Source organism: Paraburkholderia lebeckiae (assembly GCF_014201005.1).
GTDB lineage: Bacteria > Pseudomonadota > Gammaproteobacteria > Burkholderiales > Burkholderiaceae > Paraburkholderia > Paraburkholderia tuberum.
This window is the reverse complement of record NZ_JACHDK010000009.1, coordinates 123,745-141,360: the sequence shown is the minus strand read 5'-3', so window position 1 is coordinate 141,360 and position 17,616 is coordinate 123,745. Positions and strand designations below refer to the sequence as shown.

Here is a 17,616-nt window from a genome sequence, read left to right as displayed (position 1 = left end):
TGCCCGTATCCAATGGCCGACACGGCGCTGACTCGAAATCCGTTTCGTTCGGTCCGAAATAGAGCAATGCATCCTTCTTGCACGCGAAATTCATCGGAATTCTTCAAAACGCGAATTCGCGCCGAATGCGCTTCCTACGAAGCTATTACGAACACACGGCAATATCCGCTTTAGCGCATCGATGCAGGTTCACCCACGTCTTGGCGACGTCCGTGCCCAGCTCAATCCAGACAGCCCAGGAGCGGTAGCTCGTCGGTGCCATCGCGAAGCCGTCACCCGCATCCGCCTGCCTCTTCACCCCACCGCGCCGGTAGCGCACCGGCTCTCGCATCGGACTCCAAGCGGTGGTACCGGCCCGATGGAAGCATTTCCCGCCCGCTCAAGAATGAGCTCGATCGTCATGTTCACGAGGAGATGGAACCTCGCTCGCGTGCGGTTCTGCTACTCGATGTGGCGCGCCAGTTCATGCGCCAGCTCTTCGGCGTAGCTCAGCGCTTCGCTCTCGACCGTATATACGGTGTCGCCCGTAAAACGGTTGTGCGACGGAGGTGTCTTGCTGTGATCGATATGGACGATCATTACCGTCCATGCACCTTCCGATGTCTTGGGAGCGTTGAATCTAAACTCGTGCGCACCGACAAAAAATGCCTTTCCGCTCATATCCGTCTCCGCATCCGCCAAAAACATATTATGCGCGCCGCTACGCATTCCGGTCACCGTGGCGCATACGCCTGAGGATCGTTCAGCACTTCCCGTCTGTGACGCCCTGAATAGCGGCGGCCGGGAGCGATCAGCCACCTCCCGGCACACCGTCCGGCGCGCGAATCCAACGTGTGAAACAGACATCGGCTCGCGCAACTGCAACACGGCGCCGATTTGATCTTATGGGAGAATCGTGCCCGCGGGACGAACGCCCGTCATATCAACGTGAATTGACCGCCCAAATGATATCCAACGCAACTGAGGACACCCCAGCAGCACAGATCGCCGTCCTGATCCCTTGCTACAACGAACAGACCACCATCCGTGCCGTCGTGCAGGATTTTGCGGCCCATCTGCCGGGCGCGTCGATCTACGTGTTCGACAACAACTCTTCGGACGCCACGATCGAGCTCGCTCGCGAGGCTGGCGCGACGATCCGCTCGGTGCGACTGCAAGGCAAGGGTAACGTAGTGCGACGCATGTTCGCGGACGTCGATGCGGACGTCTATGTTGTTGTTGACGGCGATGACACCTACGATGCGGCTGACGCGCCTGCTTTCGTCGACAGGCTGCTCGCGCAAGATCTTGACATGGTCGTCGGCGCACGCGTCTCAGACGAAGACGCGGCATACCGTCGAGGGCACCGCTTCGGTAACGTGATGCTCACAAAGTTTGCGGCGCATATTTTTGGTAACTCATTTTCAGACATGTTGTCCGGGTATCGCGTGTTTTCGCGGCGTTTCGCCAAATCGTTTGCCGCCCATTCCAGAGGTTTCGAAATCGAAACGGAACTGGCCGTCCATGCGCTCGAACTGCGCATGCCGGTTGAAGAGATGCAGACTCGCTACAAGTCTCGACCGGAAGGCTCCGCCAGCAAGCTGAACACCTATCGCGACGGCGCACGCATTCTGTTCATGACTTTGCGCCTGTTCAAGGCCGAGAAACCGCTGGCGTTCTTCTCGATCGGCTTTGCGATATGTGCTCTGGCGTCGATCGTGCTCGCCGTGCCTGTTTTGCAAACCTTTGTCGAAACGGGCCTCGTGCCCCGCCTGCCAACCGCACTGCTGTGCGCGGCTCTGATGCTGTTCGGCGCGCTGCTACTGGTCTGCGGACTCGTCTCCGACACGATTACCCGCGGTCGCGCCGAGGCGAAACGGCTTGTCTACCTGAGTTTTCGCGAGCCGTCGCAACAGCGTCGGGCCCGCTAATGAGACGTCAACTAATTCGTTTCACACTCGTCGGCGCAGCAGGATTCGTGGTCGACACGTCTGTGCTGTATCTCGCCCTGCACGCCGGCGCCGGCTATTACATCGGTCGGCTACTGTCTTTTCTGGCGGCCGTTTTTGCGACGTGGCTATTGAACCGGCGCTTTACGTTTGGCGCGGCTAGTGCAGCTTCCGCCTCCGGCAGCCATCCCGCGCAGAGCAGTCAATCCGGAAACATCCTGCGCGAGGGCGGCAAATATCTGGTCGCGATGTGCGGCGGCGGCGCAGTCAATTACGCGACGTATTGCGTTTGCGTGGCCCTGCTGCCCGATTTCGCGATGCTGCCCCTGGTTGCAGTAGCGGCGGGATCACTGGCTGGGCTCGCCGTCAATTTCGTATTGGCTCGCCGCTGGGTGTACCGGCCGTCTTGCTGACTCCCATCTCCGACTCATGCTCAACCATCTCAAGCATACCAATCCAGAACGACCCGACCGTGGACTCGGGCGGTGGGGTTCGATCGGTCCTGGCAGCGAGCGTGCCGCACTGATCGCGCGATACGTCGTTCCCATACTATTCGGTCTCTACGCGTTGCTGCTCGGCCAGGATAACAACTGGGATATGCGGAACTATCATCTGTACAACGGATTCGCGTTCCTGCACGACAAACTGGCAATCGATCTGGCGCCGGGCGGAATGCAGACTTACTTCACCCCAACGCTTGATGTGCTCACGTGGCTGCTGTACGCGTGGTTGCCGGCGCCTCTAGTCGGATTTGCTCTGGGCGTTTTGCACGGCCTCGCATTCGTGATCGTATTCGACATCGCGCGGTGCGTGCTGGATGGCGAGACCCCGAGGCGTAACGAGCGGACCTCGCTGTGGATTGCACTCGCAGGCGGCCTCACCGCCAACTACCTCAGCGGCATTGGCAACAGCATGGGCGACAATACGACCGCCCTGTTGGTGCTGCTCGCGGTATCGCTGACACTGAAGCATTGGGACATGCTGGCACAGGCCTCGCTGCGTGCCGTCGCGCTTGCGCTGACGATCGGAGCATTGACCGGCGTCGCGTCAGGCCTAAAACTGACCAACACGATCTACGCGATCGCGCTATGTGCCGGCTGCCTCGTGCACCCAGGCAACGCGATCACCCGTCTGCGTATCGGCTTCGCTGTAGGTATGGGCGTAATCGTTGGACTCGCCGCGAGCGGCGGGTACTGGTTCGCAACGATGTGGCGCATATTTCGAAATCCGTTCTTTCCACAGTTCAGCAATCTCTTTCCGAATCCACTGGTGCCCCCCATCGGAGTCGCGGATTTACGCTGGTTTCCCCGAAGCGTGCTGGATGCGCTGCTCTGGCCTTTTATTTTTTCATTGCACTCACAGCGAATCAGTGACACGCCGATCCGCCAGGTCATCTGGGCACTCCTCTATGCGGCGGCGATCCTATGGGTGGCGCGCGCGGTCTGGCGGGCATTGGACGCACGAAGGGCCACGTCGCTGACGTCGCGACAAGCTTTCGTGCTGGTATTCATTGCGGTCGGCTACGTCATGTGGCTCAAGACTTTCAGCGTCTATCGTTACGTCGTCGCGATGGAGGTGCTGGCGCCGCTCGCACTGTATGTTCTCGTCGACGACATGCTGCCTGGCAGGGCGGGAAAGCGTATCGCCACATGGGTGATCGCATTCGCGACGTTAGTCGTCGTTGCGCATGGCGCGCCGACCTACGGACATGTTCGCTGGGCCCGAAAAGGATTCCATGCCGACACGCCGGCAATCAGCGATCCGCGCCGCACCACCGGCGTCCTGCCAGGGGGAGCGCAAGGACTGAGCTGGCTCGTCACCCAATTTCCGCCGGACGTCGCATTCGTCACGCTGGATCCGAACGTCCTCGTCACCTCGCGCTACAACGAACGTCTGAAAGACATCATCGCGCAGCGCGGTGGCCCGGCCTATGTCGTCCTCGGCGATGTCGAGAATAGTCGTCTCGAGACCGTTCGAAAGGCACAGGCACTCGCGGACGAGACTGGGTTTCTACGATCGGAATGGGGCTGCACCCTCGCGCGCCGCGTGGTCGACGGGCTCCGTTTGCCTCTCGCACTGAAGCCGGGAGAAGCCGACCGTTGCCGTTTCGCGCTGCGCGCCGGCGACGAGGAAGACTTGCAGGCAGAAAACGCCGCGCAGGCAAAAAAGACAGCCGCGTCGCTCGAGGCACATGGACTACGCATGACCTCGACGGCTTGCGGCACTTACCACGGCTGGATCGGCAACCATTCGATCGTGTATCAATGGTGCCCGATTGAATTGCTCCGTTGAGGCTGTCGATGCCTCACGGCGCAGCCGAGGCAACGTCGGACGCCACGAGCGCTTCAGTTCCTGAGTTGCACCGTGATTCAGTGGCTACCGTCACGCATGGCGTGACCGCCCCATCGAGCGATCGGCTGCCGCGCCCATTTTGTCGCGGACGCTAGCCTGCGGCGCGAATCCAGCGCCGCCACTTCGCGTCGACGCACAAGCCGACCATCGCCAGCACGCCATACCATGCAATGCAGATCGTCCATTGCATGGCTGTAGTCGTCCAGGTAGCCATGATCGCCAGCACGGACCCGCACAGCATCAACGCCCCGTACGTCAGCGCCACGCGCGCGTGACTGCCGGTCATTTGCACGAGCCGTTGATAATAATGCTGGCGGTGCGCCTCCCAAAAACGTTCGCCGCGCGCCAGCCGAGCTAGCAAAGTTACGGTCGCATCCGCGACGAACGGTGCAAAAACCAGCGGGGTCATCCACACAGGCCAGGCACCGTGTTGCCAACCCCAATAGCCCAGAGCGCCGGCCAGGAACCCGAGCGGAATCGAACCCATATCGCCGAGGAACACGCGCGCCGGCTGGAAGTTGAACAGCAGGAAACCCACTGCTGCTCCAGCAATGGCTGCGCAGATCGATGCGAGGTCGCCGTGCGTCGATGACGCGGCGAGCGCATAAGTCGAGAATCCGAACAGCGTCATGCCGCCTGCAAGACCGTTCGAGCCGTCCATGAAGTTATACAGGTTGACGAGCCAAACGAGCGCCACGCCCACGACGATCGCGAACCACCAGCTAATCCCGTTGGCGCCGGCCACTACCGCCACAGCAACGGCAAGCACGTGCGCCGCGAAGCGTACCCGCGCCGGCAGTCCCCGTCGGTCGTCAATCTGTGACACGACACCGAGCAACACAGCACTGGCTGCGATCCATCGCAGGGAAGGCGCATACAGGACGATCGCCAAGACAGTGGTTGGCAATACGCCCCATCCTCCAACGCGTGGTATTGGGCGCTCGTGCAGCGAGCGATGATTGGGAATGTCGACCGCGATGTCCCATGCCCACCCCGTACGCAGCAGTAGCGCGAGAATTCCGGAGCACAACACTGCGGAAACAACTCCTATCGTCACTAGCAAGCCGACATCCGACAATTGCAGTTGCCCCGACATCAATGTTCAGCCCGGTATGCACGCACTGTGTGCGCGAGCCCTTCTGCAACCGACCAGGGCGGTGTCCAACCAATATCGTCGCGCAGTTTCGAAATGTCGAGGCGCAACGGGCTGGTTAGACGGTCGACTTGTGCGATACGGCCGGTCAGACGGCCAAGCCCGCGCAGCAATGCAACCGGCACCGGCACGAGGCGCGTTGGCCTGGAAAGCGCCAATGCGATGGCGCGCACCATGTCGGGTACGGTGAGATCATCGCCATCGCTGACATGAAAGACCCCTTCGGTGGACTCGGCACGTGTCGCGAGCAGTCGGATCGCGTCCGCGAGATTGCCGACGTAGATCATGCTGCGACGCGCGTCGATCGCGCCCAGCGGCAGTGGAATGCCACGGTCCACCACACGGATCAAGCCTCGGAAGTTGGCCCGCACACCGGGTCCATAAACGAGCGGCGGTCGCACCGTGACGATCTGCATGCCGTTGGCACGACCGAATGCCGCAAGTTCGCGTTCCGCTTCGAGTTTTGACACGCCATATGGATCTGTCGGGCTCGCCGGATCGTCTTCGCGCCACGGCCGGCCTGGCTCGCTTTCGCCGAGCGCCTTGATGCTGCTGACGAATACGAAGCGCCGCGCGCCCGCGTGAAAGGCCGCCGACGCCGCATCCAAGGCTCCTCGCACGTTGACGGCGCGATGTTCGGCAAGCGGATCGGCCGCGCCGTCCTGCATCACATGCACGCGCGCGGCCAGATGTACGAACACATCGACGGGCCCAATGGCAGGATTGCCGCGCGCAATGCTAGCGAAATGATCATCGGGAATCACAAGCTCGGTCGCCCCTTCTACTACCGACGACGAGCGGCGCACCAGTGCGGTTACCCCATGTCCCGCATCCCGCAGGACGCTGCACAACGAACGCCCGACGAAACCATTCGCGCCGCTGACGGCGATCTGCATGACTTTATTCCTCTCTAGCCCACCGGTCTGTTGCATGATTTCGTGCGTTCGATCGTGTATGTCGTCAAAACCCGGCTACGCGGCGAGCGAGCCGTAGACGTCGAAAGTCTGGCGAACCGTTGCGTCCCACGTGAGTTCCGATGCGCGCGCCAACCCTTTGGCAATCAACGTGGCGCGCAGCGCCTCGTCGTACAGTAGCCGCTCGAGTCCTGTCGCGATCTCGTCGACCGAGTATGGATCGACTTCCAGCGCTGCGCCCGCCGTCACTTCAGGTAGCGAAGTGACATTCGAAGTCAGCACCGCGACGCCACTCGCCATGGCTTCGGCCACGGGCAAGCCAAAACCCTCAAATAACGATGGATAGGCGAATACGGTGGCCGACGAATAGAGCTTCAGAAGCGACTCTCTTGCCAAATAACCCGGCAAGATGACCTGTTTCGCTCGCGCCAACCGCTCGATGTCACGCAAGAGGCCGGAATTCATCCAGCCGTCAGCGCCGATCAGCACGAGCGGAAAGGCTTCCCGCACGTCAGCAGGCAGTTTCGCGAACGCCGCCACAAGTCGCGTCAGATTCTTGCGGGGCTGCAGCGTACATACGGACAGGATGAAGCCTCGTTGCCTGAGCCCCAGTTTGGTCAGGAAGGACTCGCACTCCTCTGCCCGATGCGGTCGAAAGCAAGGCTCGACACCGAGAGGAATGGACACCACCTTCTCTTGCGGCAAACCATAGACTTCGATCGCGTCGCGTCGCGTGTACTCGCTGACCGCGATGACTTTCTGGACCTGTTTGAGCGTGTCCGGGAGATTCCTGTCGAGATAGTCGACGGCGGCCTGCGGATGAAACTCTGGGAAGTGGCGATGGGAAAGATCGTGGATCGTCACTACACTGGGCCCTCTATACGGAGACGCGACGAAGTTCGTCTCATGATAAATAAAGCCCCGGCGCGCGCATTGTGCCCGCAGATCCGCGGACTTAATACGCCGCACCACCGTGCGCCCGTGATACACGCCGGGGAGACTGCGCGCGGCGCGCAGCAGACTCGCCTTCCACCCCTCGCTGAATTGCGCTCCCGCCTCCAGCAGATTTTCCCCGGACAACAGCCCGGTGACACCGCGACGATCGTAGTATTTCGAGCCGACCCACCCGCCGATTTCCTCGATGTCGTCTCGCTCGAAGAGCCCTTCCAGAAGATGCTGGGTGTAATAGCCGATGCCGCTTCGCGGAGGCCGCAACGAGTTCAGGTCGTAAAGCAGTTTCATTTGAATATTGTGTGGCTGGCGAACTCGAACCGATCACGCGAAGCGCGAGGCCCTCGCCTGTTGTAGTCTTAGGCGGGAAGAGACGGCCGCCATCCGCGCGTCAGTTGCGGGCGGCGCGTGCGTCGTTGGTGGACGTGAAGCCCTGCAGCACCGGCGCGCTCGTCGGCTGGTACTCCGCCACCCAGCGACGCAAGTCCCGCCTGACTTCGTCGTCGCTCGGTATACGGTGTTGCATGAGCCACGGCAACAAGTCGTCGAGCAGGTGATCGGGCACTTCGCGCGCCTTTGCAATGCGCAGTTTCGGATGCATCGTGCGAGTAGTGGTCTCGTCCTCGGCCAGCAACTCTTCGTAGAGCTTTTCTCCCGGTCGCAGACCAGTGAAGCTGATCTTGATCTGCTCTCCGCTGAACCCGTATATCCGGATCAAATCTCGCGCGAGATCGACGATGCGAACGGGCTCGCCCATGTCCAGAACGAAGATTTCGCCGCCTTGCCCCATGCTGGACGCCTGCAACACGAGTTGCGAGGCTTCCGGGATCGTCATGAAAAAGCGGGTGATCTCAGGGTGGGTGACGGTGACGGGCCCCCCCTTCAGGATCTGCTGCTGAAACTTGGGTATCACGCTGCCTGCGCTACCCAGCACGTTGCCAAAGCGCACTGTCTCGAACCGGGTGTGTTGGGTGGTTTGCTGCAGCGCCTGACAGGCCATCTCTGCAAGCCGCTTGCTCGCGCCCATCACGTTGGTCGGATTCACCGCCTTATCGGTCGAAATCAGCACGAAATGGCGGATGTCGTGACGGATTGCCGCCCGCGCGACGCGATAAGTGCCCAGCACGTTGTTGCGCACGGCCTGCCACGAATTCAGTTCCTCCATCAGCGGGACATGCTTGTAGGCGGCTGCGTGAAAGACGATGTGCGGCGTGAAGCGGCTCATGATCTGATCAAGTAGTACCGAGTCTTTTGTGTCGCCGACCATCGGAACGACCGACAACTCCGCGAAATGCTCGCGCAACTCTTCGTTGAGCCGGTAGATTGCATATTCGGAGACATCCAGCGCGACGAGCTGCGCGGGTACAAAGCGCAAAATCTGTCGACACAGCTCTGAACCGATCGACCCCCCTGCGCCCGTCACCATAACGACGCGGCCACGCAGCAACGCTTCAACATGCGGCATGTCGATCTTGACCGGCTCGCGGCCCAGTAAATCTTCGAGATCGACATCGCGCACTCGCGACAGGAAACCGCCCTGCCCTTCAGTGACCGCCGTCAGCGCCGGCAGCACCATTGCCCGCACGCCGGCGCGCACACATTGGGTAGCGACGCGACGCTGCGCCTCCGACGAGGCGGAAGGAATCGCGACGATGGCATGCTCGACGCGTAGATCGGCGGCCCAACGCGGCAGATCGGCAATCGCGCCATGCACCTTGTGCCCGTAGATCTCGCGGCCTTGCTTGGCAGGATCATCATCGAGCAGGCCAACCAGCCGCCACTCGCTCGAGCGCGACAGCTCACGGGCCAGACTGGCCCCCGCAGTGCCAGCACCGAGGACCAGTACCGGCTTGCCTTGCGCGATCAGCCCACCATAACGGTGGAATTCCTTCGTCGCCCGGTATAACGCTCGCGAGCCCCCCATGACGAGGAACAGTAACAGAGGCGAAACAACCAACACCGAGCGGGGAATAGTAGGCACAGGTTGAAACAGGACCGAGCCGATCATCACCAGCAGCAATCCAGCAACGACGGCTTTCGAAATTCGCACGAGGTCCGGCAGACTCGCAAAGACCCACATGCCGCGGTACAGACCAAATACCCGGAACATCGCGGCATAGGTAACGACGACCCAGACCAGCGCCACTGTTCCGCTATGCCAGAAGGCCGGTGGGACCTCGCCGTTGAAGCGGATCATGTAAGCGGCCAGCCACGTCAGCGTCACTGCGAACAGGTCAAACGCGAACGCGCTCAGCGACAACCATGAGGACTTGAATCGCACGGTTATGGTCATCGATAGGGTCCAAGCAAACTAATGGATAACGGATTCAATCGTAGCGCACAGTTAATCCGTCCGGAAACGCACCTCAGCAACAAGGCGGGCCGCAAAGCATCGAGTTGCCAATAGCAGCTTCCGGCTAGCAAATTTTACGCCCAGCAATCGCGCGCAGTGCCTGCCGAGAAAAGTCAAAATGTAACAAACCTGGCGCGGAAGGCGACCATCCTGAGACCGCGGTGGCGCTAGCTTATGGCAAATTTTTCACATTCTTCTCTCAGCTCGCCAAGGCACGATAGACATCGCAGGTCTGCTGTACGGTCGAATCCCACGTGAGTTCCGCAGCGCGGCGCAAGCCCTTCGCAGCAAGCTCGGCACGTAATGGCGCATTGTTGAGCAGCGCCTGCAGCCCCTCCGTAATGGCATCGACTGACAGCGGATCGACCTCCAGCGCGGCGCCGCCCGCCACTTCCGGAATCGACGTGACGTTAGACGTCAGCACTGGCGTGCCGCTCGCCATCGCCTCGGCAACCGGCAAACCAAACCCCTCGTACAGCGATGGGTATGCGAATACCGTCGCCGATGCGTACAAGTGAAGGAGATCGGCGCGTTGAAGATAGCCAGGCACGACGATCTCGCGTGCTGCGACCATGGACTCAACCAGCGACAGCAGCTCGCTGTTCTTCCAGCCATCGGCACCGATCAATACCAGCGGAAACTCACGGCGGACAGAGGTCGGTAGCCTGCCAAATGCCGCAACAAGACGCGCCAGGTTCTTCCGCGGTTGCAGCGTACATACCGAAAGCACAAAACCGTCGCGACGCAGCCCCAGTCGTTCAAGTGTGGGTGCACATTCGGGTGCGGCATACGGGTGGAAGCTCGCATCAACCCCGAGGTAGATCGTCACAACTTTGTGCTCGGGCACATCATAGAGTGCGAGTAATTCCCTCTTGGTGTACTCGCTATCAACAATGATCGTGCGAGCCTGCTCTAGCGTTCGCGGCAGGCCTCTATTCAGATGGTCGACCGCAACCTTCTGATGGAACTCGGGATGTCGCCGGTGCGAGAGGTCGTGGATGGTGACGGCGGTCGGCCCCCGATACTGCGATGCAATGAAATTGGTCTCGTGGTAGACGTAGCCACGCGTTGCGAAATCATCGCGCAACACTCGCGAGGCTCTGCGATGCATCGCCGTACGAAGGGGCTGCAAGGCCGGCAGGCGACGGATTGAACTCATCAGCGAGGGAGATGCACCGTTAGCGGCACCCGGCATAACGGGCGCCGCTATCTCCCCGTCCACGAGCCTTGACAGCTTTTCGCCCTGAAATACCTCCGATACCATCCAGCCGGCCACGTCCTCGACGTCTGACCGCGCGCGCAGTCCTTCCAGTAAATGCTGGGTGTAATACCCGATGCCACTTCGCGGCGGGCGTAGTGAATTGAGGTCGAACAGCAACTTCATTACAGTGTTATCCCTTATCGCCTAGCCGAAGAGGCGTCATGATACGCGAGTGAATCGAGCTTCGGAGGCTCTGCGAACGACGGCAAGATTCGACAGCGGTGGATCGTCATACGAAACATACAGTTACAACTTCGCCGAACCGACGTTCGAATGCGCCGTATCCCGTCGCCTGCGTAGGACGCGACGGCACATCTCCGTCTGCAATGTAGCAAGTCCGCGCAGGTGCTTTGGCTTATACGCGGAAATGGCATTGGGGCGCATTGGAATCCGCTAGAATGACACGTTGTTCAGATCGTGCGGCCTTACTTGTCAATGAAAATTTTCCCCGTCATCATCTGCGGCGGCGCCGGTACACGGCTGTGGCCTGTCTCTCGCGAAACGTTCCCCAAGCCGTTGCTCAAGTTGGCTGACGGCCAGAGCTTGCTGCAGAAGACCTTCCTCCGCGCAACGCATGTCACTGAAGCGCCCGAAGTCTTGATCGTGACGAACCGGGAAACCTACTTCCTGATTAAAGACGAATGTGTTGAAGTAGACTCTGTCGCGTCGCAGATTGGATTCATTCTTGAGCCGACCGCGCGCAATACCGCGGCGGCGATCGGCGTAGCGGCAGAGGTGGTGCGTCAACGCCATGGGCCTGAAGCGGTGATGCTGGTCATCCCGGCGGACCAGTTGGTTCAGGACGAGGACGCTTTTCGTCTCGCGACGGAGCGTGCTGCGGCAGCGGCCAATATGGGTGCACTCGCGACCTTCGGAATCCGCCCGACCGCTCCAGAAACGGGCTACGGATACATCCAGCACGAAGAGGCCGAGGTGACCGGTTCGAAAGGCGTACATAAAGTAGTCCGCTTCCTCGAAAAGCCCGAGTTCAGCGTGGCGGAGCGTCTGGTCGCTGAAGGCACTTACCTTTGGAATGCCGGCATGTTCTGCTTCCGGGCGGACACCATGCTCGAAGAGCTCGCGCAACATGCGCCAGCCGTACTGGAACCATCGCTACGCGCGGTCGAACACGCCAAATGTAGTACCTCCAGCGACAGCTACATGATCGAACTCGACGCGAATCAGTTCCGCAAAGCGGAGAACATTTCGATTGACTATGCGGTTATGGAGCGTTCCAGCCGGGTTCAGGTCGTGCCCTGTGAAATGGGTTGGAGCGACATCGGATCGTGGCAGTCCATCAGCGATCTTACGGCGCCGGACGAGCGCGGCAATCGGATTGACGGCATTGCTGAACTGCACGACGTGGACAACTGCTTCATCCGCAGCGACGACGGCCGACTGATCGGCGCGGTGGGCATTCATGATCTGATCGTCGTGGACACGTCGGACGCACTGCTGATCGCTGCGCGTGACCGCGCGCAGGACGTCAAACACATCGTCGGCCGACTGAAGGCCGCGAATCACGATGCATTCCGCCTGCACCGCACGGTGCATCGCCCATGGGGCACCTACACCGTTCTGGAAGAAGGTGAGCGCTTCAAAATGAAGCGTATTGTGGTGAAACCGGGCGCCTCCCTGTCGCTGCAGATGCATCATCATCGTAGCGAGCATTGGATCGTGGTGAGCGGCTGTGCGGAAATCGTTAACGGTGACAAGGTCATTTCGCTTCAGCCAAACGAGTCGACTTATATCCCGGCAGGTCACAAGCACAGACTGATTAATCCCGGCGTAATGAACCTTGTCCTGATCGAGGTGCAATGCGGCGAGTATCTGGGCGAAGACGACATCGTCCGCTTTGAGGACATCTACGGGCGCGCTCCGGCAAACTGACACCCCAACCAGTTGGCCGCCGGGCGTTGGCGGTCAACGACGGGGCTTTCCATTCGCGCCGACGCGAGACGCACCACGTGTCCTCGACTTGCGACCTTGCAGGCGCCGGGGCTTTCTGCTGGCGTGAGCCAATCGGCCTGAACCTGCCTGCGCTGAACGACAACACTAGCGGGATCTATGCGCGTTCTACATTTCTATAAGACCTACAAACCTGACTCGATGGGAGGCGTCGAAGAACTGATCGGCCAGATCTGCTCCGGCGCAGCCAGGCAAGGCGTGACCAGTGATGTGTTGACCGTGAGCAAGGACACCACGACGATCGATTTCGGCGATCACCTGCATCACCGGGCCAAGCTCGACATCGAGATCGCGTCGTCCGCATTTTCGATGGCGGCGTTCAAGAAGTTCTCCAGACTGGCGGCGCACGCTGACCTGATTCACTACCATTTTCCGTGGCCGTTCGCGGACATCGTGCACTTCGCGACGGGCGTCGACAAGCCGTCGGTCGTCACCTACCATTCGGACATCATCCGGCAGAAGGTGCTTTTGCAGGTCTACAAGCCGTTGCGCGACCGTTTTCTGTCGAGCGTCGATGCGATCGTCGCGACATCTCCAAACTATCTGGCGACGAGCGACGTGCTGCAACGGTATCGCGACAAGGTCGAGGTGATTCCGATCGGGCTGGACCGCGACAGTTATGCGCCGCCGAGGGAAGACAGGCTGCGCTACTGGCGAGAGCGAGTGGGCGACAAATTCTTTTTGTTCGTGGGCAACCTGCGCTATTACAAGGGGCTGCATGTGCTGCTCGACGCGCTGCAACGCACTGAGGTTCGCGTAGTGATCGTCGGTGCGGGGCCCGTCGAACGCGAACTGCGCGCACAAGCCGCAAGACTCGCGTTGGCCCATGTGGATTTTGTCGGGCCGGTCGCAGACGACGACAAGATTGCGCTGCTCACGCTGTGTCGCGCGCTCATGTTCCCGTCGCACCTGCGTTCGGAGGCGTTCGGCATTTCGCTGCTGGAAGGCGCAATGTTCGGCAAGCCGATGATCTCGACCGAGATCGGCACTGGCACGTCGTACGTGAACGTCGATGGCGAGACCGGTCTGGTCGTCCCGCCGAGCGATCCCGCTGCATTGCGCGACGCCATGCAGCGGTTGTGGGACGACGATGCGATGGTCACGGAGTTCGGAATAGCGGCGGCGAAGCGTTTCACAGCGAACTTTACGGCAGAGAAAATGGTTCGCTCCTATGTCGATCTTTACGAGAAGCTGGTGAGCTAATGCAAATGAACATGCCCGACGCGCCAATCCGACGGACGGACAATAACCTGTCGCTCGCGCCTGGCGAAATGACCAACCATCAAGGGTGCTTCGAGATGAACGTTGCAAAGACCCTGACAATCGCAATTGTCGCGCCTTGCTATAACGAGGCCGAAGTTCTTCCAATTTCCATTCCTCGGCTGCTCGCGTTGGTAAGAGAGCTGGCGGACAAACATGGCTGCTCCCCGGATAGCTATGTGGTTCTTGTTGACGACGGATCGAAAGATTCGACGTGGGAGCAAATCGAATCGGCGGCCCACGCCTACCCAAACACTATACGTGGGCTAAGGCTTTCGAAGAACGCCGGGCATCAGAACGCACTCGTCGCAGGACTAACATACGTAACCGGCAAGTGCGACGCGGCTATCAGCATCGACGCGGACCTGCAGGACGACTTAGCTGCGTTGCCGAAAATGATCACCGAGCATCGCGCCGGCGCGGAAATCGTGCTTGGGGTTAAGGCGTCGCGTGCGGATGACCCCTTTCTAAAGACGCTAACAGCGACAGTGTTTTATCGGGGAATGAAATGGATGGGGGTTGAACTTGTCGAGAACCATGCAGACTGCCGCTTGATGTCTGAGCGCGCATTGGAAAATCTGGCAAAGTTCCCCGAGTTTGTTCTTTTTTTGCGTGGGTTGCAGCCACTCCTGCACGGCAGGATCTCGACTGTTAGGTACGACCTGTCCCCCCGCCCGGCGGGCCACAGCAAGTACGGCATCAAGAAGATGCTGGGACTTGCACTGAACGGCATTACGTCTTTCTCGACGACGCCGCTGCGCATGATCACGTGGACCGGCGCGATTGTGTTCGCTGTCTCGCTTCTTTTCGCACTGACCGCTTTCATCAAAGCGCTTTCCGGCGAGACGCTTCCTGGGTGGGCGTCGATCACTGTGCCTCTGTATTTGCTGGGCGGCCTCATTATGCTGTCGATCGGCGTTGCCGGTGAATACATCGGCAAGATTTACCTTGAAGTCAAACATCGTCCCCGCTTCCTGGTAGACGAAGTCGCCCACTTTGGGAATCGTGTCGATGAATAAAGTAACCAGCACCGCAGTGCGACCGCTCAACGATGCGCCGAAGCAAAAAGATAGCCCGCTGCTGGGTTTGAGTGGCGCCGGGGCTAAAGTACTGGCCGCTTCAGTGTTAGTGTGGGCACTGTTTTCAATGCCAACGATCCTTTGGTCGCAATTGTTCCCCTTGGACATGGGGGGAATTTTTCTTATTGGCGAACATTTCCGCAGTTGGGTTCACTGGATCTTGTCTCCGTATAATGGTGCCGGACGATATTTTCCTTTCTACTGGCTTTACCACTCCGCAGAGTACGAGATCTTCGGGTCGCACGTCGGTCCGTATTTTTTTGTCCAGAGTTTGGTCTTTCTGGCGGCCACCCTGTTGAGCTGTCAGATCATTTATCGGCTGACAAAACGGCATACGTATGCAGCGATACTACTACCGCTCGTCTATGTCAGTTCACCTGTGGCCGAAAACCTTAACACTATTGGCAAAGCCGAACCGCTTTCTTATCTTTTCCTGGTTGCCATCATCGCATTGTTCGCGCGGCGGTATCTATCCAATGCAGCGTTGAATATACGGGATGGTATTGGCATCGCCGTCATCTTCACTCTCGCTATTTGGACTAAGGAAACCTCCGTCGCATTGTTGGGCTTTGCGTTGACAGGTGTCGCACTATCGCTTGGCGCGTGGCGATTCGCAAAGATAGATTGGGCGCTTACTTCGGCGAAGAGGTTTGGCGCGCTGGTTGTATGGCTGCTATTCGGCCTTGCATGCGCGAAGATACCCTATGCCCTGTTCGCAAAAACCAATGCGAGCACGAATTACACTGCATATACGATTACCCTCAAACTGATAAAAGAAAATATAGCCTTCTACGCTACGCAGCAGCCTGACGTGATGTTCTTCGGGTTGCTGGCCTTGCTGCTGCCTTTCTTCGCGCTCAAGGAAATGATCACCCGTCGTGAGGCGCGTACAGATGATGCCGTTCGCGGCCTTATTTTTGTCTTCAGCGTTTGTGCAATGTCATGGGCTTATTACCTTGCACTACTGGTTTGGCGCTGGGCTATGCCCTATTACATGCTCATCCCTGCGGTGATGTTCAAATGTTGCGTGGTCTATTGGCTCTATTTACTTGCCTGGCGGCTCAGACGCAAGCCAGTACTGCGCTACAGCCTCTACTCGTTGATCGCGCTATTTGCCCTTGCAGGTGCCCTGTGCACTTACTATGTCACGATTAGTCAGATCGAGTATTCGCGGATCTACACGAGCGCGATTGAAGAATACAAGCAAATCGCAACGGAGAAACAAAATCTCGTAATTGAGTCCTATCCTTTCTATGCGGAGCAGATCATCAATACTCCAAATCTGCTTTCACCTGCGAACCCATGGTCGGGTCGGGTGAAAGGGATCGCGGACCTCCTGGACCCCGCGGCACTCAATCCTGAATTGATGGCAATTCTCGACGTGACGCCCGCGCAGATTGAACAGAACAAGAAAAGCCTACCGCGCAAGGGCGACTATTTGCTTGTGTTTACTGGCAGCAAGCTGGCCACATGGTTCCTCCGAGGCGTCACACCGTATTACAGGCCGGAATCACTGCTCAAGAGCGAGAAAATGTATCCCATGCATCTCGTTTCGGAACAGACCACGTCAAGTCCCGCGATTTTTATCCATACATGGACGCATCGCCCGAAATCTGCGACGACGTGGCTTGGTTACAAGCTTTATCAGATCGATGGAAACGAGCCGCGCTACCTCTGGAACGGACGTTACCCGGATGGGTGGATGGGAGCTAGAGGCACGCTCCACATAAATCCGGAATTTAGCGAGCCGGTGATCGTGCGCGTTAGCGCGCCGCCATTTACGCTTCCGAACAGGGTAACAATTACCAAGAATGGCCGACCTTTTCAAGTCATCGAATTAACCGACACAAACGAAAGGGCTGTCCAATTGCGCCCATCTAGCAGCGGCACCGACGTGTTCGACTTCACCATCGAACGGACTGCGACACCGCACATGCTTGGCCTATCTGATGACAAGCGTGAACTAGGAGTTCGGATCTCGCTGGATATTGACGGATTGCCCGGCAGTTAGACCGACGAGCGATCGTTGCCGGAAAGGGCTCGATGGCAAGGCGATCTCGTAGCGACGAGCGTCCCCTCTTGTCCCCGCGGTTGGCCCACGTTACCATCTATGGGTTTGGCAAAAACTCATTATTGGTGACGCGATTCCCTGGAGCATCGACCACGCCACCTATTTAATTTACCAAGGAGTTCGATTGCTCTATCTAGACGTCGTCTGCGAGTATTTTAGCCAATTTGATTCAACTGTTAAACATTGTCCGAGGTGAATTTTGTGAGCGTAGATTGGATCAATTCACTTCGTACGGCAGTGTTATTTTTGGCGTATATTGCGGTAAGCTGTGTGGGTTTGTTCTTGATAAAATCGGCTGGCTCATGGAAATCCGTAACGTTTTTGTT

At 58.9% G+C, this 17,616-nt stretch carries 13 protein-coding genes; 7 read left to right on the top strand and 6 right to left on the bottom strand.

Annotated features, from left to right (window positions below):
* Positions 1-441 precede the first annotated feature (441 nt).
* Positions 442-660 carry a hypothetical protein gene (locus HDG39_RS19170; protein ID WP_184007694.1) on the bottom strand — a complete coding sequence of 73 codons (219 nt, stop codon included), beginning with the start codon at positions 658-660 and terminating at the stop codon, positions 442-444.
* 284 nt (positions 661-944) lie between these two features.
* On the opposite strand from HDG39_RS19170, the gene HDG39_RS19165 reads away from it, so the two are divergent.
* From HDG39_RS19165 to HDG39_RS19155, 3 genes are read left to right on the top strand one after another with little or no spacing between them, the layout of a single operon-like run.
* A complete protein-coding gene (locus HDG39_RS19165) occupies positions 945-1,910 on the top strand; it encodes a glycosyltransferase family 2 protein (protein ID WP_184007692.1) in 966 nt (321 codons plus the stop codon).
* The gene (locus tag HDG39_RS19160; RefSeq protein WP_184007690.1) at positions 1,910-2,341 is read left to right on the top strand and encodes a GtrA family protein; all 432 of its coding nucleotides are present in this window, start codon (positions 1,910-1,912) and stop codon (positions 2,339-2,341) included. The genes HDG39_RS19165 and HDG39_RS19160 overlap by 1 nt, the downstream gene beginning before the upstream one ends.
* Positions 2,342-2,357: 16 nt before the next feature.
* Entirely contained in the window at positions 2,358-4,220 is a 1,863-nt protein-coding gene (locus HDG39_RS19155) for a hypothetical protein (RefSeq protein ID WP_184007688.1), read from the top strand.
* 151 nt (positions 4,221-4,371) lie between these two features.
* On the opposite strand, the gene HDG39_RS19150 is transcribed toward HDG39_RS19155, so the two are convergent.
* The 5 genes from HDG39_RS19150 to HDG39_RS19130 form a co-directional block, all read right to left on the bottom strand.
* Positions 4,372-5,376 carry an MraY family glycosyltransferase gene (locus tag HDG39_RS19150; RefSeq protein ID WP_184007686.1) on the bottom strand — a complete coding sequence of 335 codons (1,005 nt, stop codon included), beginning with the start codon at positions 5,374-5,376 and terminating at the stop codon, positions 4,372-4,374.
* Positions 5,376-6,329, bottom strand: coding sequence for an NAD-dependent epimerase/dehydratase family protein (locus HDG39_RS19145; RefSeq protein ID WP_260328070.1), 954 nt, complete (start codon positions 6,327-6,329; stop codon positions 5,376-5,378). Before HDG39_RS19145 ends, HDG39_RS19150 begins: the two co-directional genes overlap by 1 nt.
* A 75-nt stretch (positions 6,330-6,404) precedes the next feature.
* Positions 6,405-7,589 (bottom strand): glycosyltransferase family 4 protein, encoded by a 1,185-nt coding sequence (locus HDG39_RS19140; RefSeq protein WP_184007682.1) that lies wholly within the window; start codon positions 7,587-7,589, stop codon positions 6,405-6,407.
* Between the two features lie 100 nt (positions 7,590-7,689).
* Positions 7,690-9,591, bottom strand: coding sequence for a polysaccharide biosynthesis protein (locus tag HDG39_RS19135; protein WP_184007680.1), 1,902 nt, complete (start codon positions 9,589-9,591; stop codon positions 7,690-7,692).
* Positions 9,592-9,850: 259 nt separating this feature from the next.
* The gene (locus tag HDG39_RS19130; protein WP_184007678.1) at positions 9,851-11,035 is read right to left on the bottom strand and encodes a glycosyltransferase family 4 protein; all 1,185 of its coding nucleotides are present in this window, start codon (positions 11,033-11,035) and stop codon (positions 9,851-9,853) included.
* Between the two features lie 312 nt (positions 11,036-11,347).
* Here HDG39_RS19130 and HDG39_RS19125 point away from each other — a divergent pair, with 312 nt between their 5' ends.
* The 4 genes from HDG39_RS19125 (at position 11,348) to HDG39_RS19110 (ending at position 17,230) form a co-directional block, all read left to right on the top strand.
* Entirely contained in the window at positions 11,348-12,802 is a 1,455-nt protein-coding gene (locus HDG39_RS19125; protein WP_184007676.1) for a mannose-1-phosphate guanylyltransferase/mannose-6-phosphate isomerase, read from the top strand.
* 177 nt (positions 12,803-12,979) lie between these two features.
* Positions 12,980-14,083 (top strand): glycosyltransferase family 4 protein, encoded by a 1,104-nt coding sequence (locus HDG39_RS19120; RefSeq protein WP_184007674.1) that lies wholly within the window; start codon positions 12,980-12,982, stop codon positions 14,081-14,083.
* Positions 14,084-14,088: 5 nt separating this feature from the next.
* Positions 14,089-15,159, top strand: a complete 1,071-nt coding sequence (locus tag HDG39_RS19115; protein WP_260328068.1) for a glycosyltransferase family 2 protein — start codon at positions 14,089-14,091, stop codon at positions 15,157-15,159.
* A complete protein-coding gene (locus tag HDG39_RS19110) occupies positions 15,152-17,230 on the top strand; it encodes an alpha/beta hydrolase family protein (RefSeq protein ID WP_184007672.1) in 2,079 nt (692 codons plus the stop codon). Before HDG39_RS19115 ends, HDG39_RS19110 begins: the two co-directional genes overlap by 8 nt.
* The last annotated feature ends 386 nt before the right edge of the window (positions 17,231-17,616 follow it).

Coding starts and splice junctions, on each gene's coding strand:
- HDG39_RS19170 (WP_184007694.1), bottom strand. CDS start 660: ATGAGCGGAAAGGCATTTTTTGTCGGTGCGCACGAGTTTAGATTCAAC.
- HDG39_RS19165 (WP_184007692.1), top strand. CDS start 945: ATGATATCCAACGCAACTGAGGACACCCCAGCAGCACAGATCGCCGTC.
- HDG39_RS19160 (WP_184007690.1), top strand. CDS start 1,910: ATGAGACGTCAACTAATTCGTTTCACACTCGTCGGCGCAGCAGGATTC.
- HDG39_RS19155 (WP_184007688.1), top strand. CDS start 2,358: ATGCTCAACCATCTCAAGCATACCAATCCAGAACGACCCGACCGTGGA.
- HDG39_RS19150 (WP_184007686.1), bottom strand. CDS start 5,376: ATGTCGGGGCAACTGCAATTGTCGGATGTCGGCTTGCTAGTGACGATA.
- HDG39_RS19145 (WP_260328070.1), bottom strand. CDS start 6,329: ATGCAGATCGCCGTCAGCGGCGCGAATGGTTTCGTCGGGCGTTCGTTG.
- HDG39_RS19140 (WP_184007682.1), bottom strand. CDS start 7,589: ATGAAACTGCTTTACGACCTGAACTCGTTGCGGCCTCCGCGAAGCGGC.
- HDG39_RS19135 (WP_184007680.1), bottom strand. CDS start 9,591: ATGACCATAACCGTGCGATTCAAGTCCTCATGGTTGTCGCTGAGCGCG.
- HDG39_RS19130 (WP_184007678.1), bottom strand. CDS start 11,035: ATGAAGTTGCTGTTCGACCTCAATTCACTACGCCCGCCGCGAAGTGGC.
- HDG39_RS19125 (WP_184007676.1), top strand. CDS start 11,348: ATGAAAATTTTCCCCGTCATCATCTGCGGCGGCGCCGGTACACGGCTG.
- HDG39_RS19120 (WP_184007674.1), top strand. CDS start 12,980: ATGCGCGTTCTACATTTCTATAAGACCTACAAACCTGACTCGATGGGA.
- HDG39_RS19115 (WP_260328068.1), top strand. CDS start 14,089: ATGAACATGCCCGACGCGCCAATCCGACGGACGGACAATAACCTGTCG.
- HDG39_RS19110 (WP_184007672.1), top strand. CDS start 15,152: ATGAATAAAGTAACCAGCACCGCAGTGCGACCGCTCAACGATGCGCCG.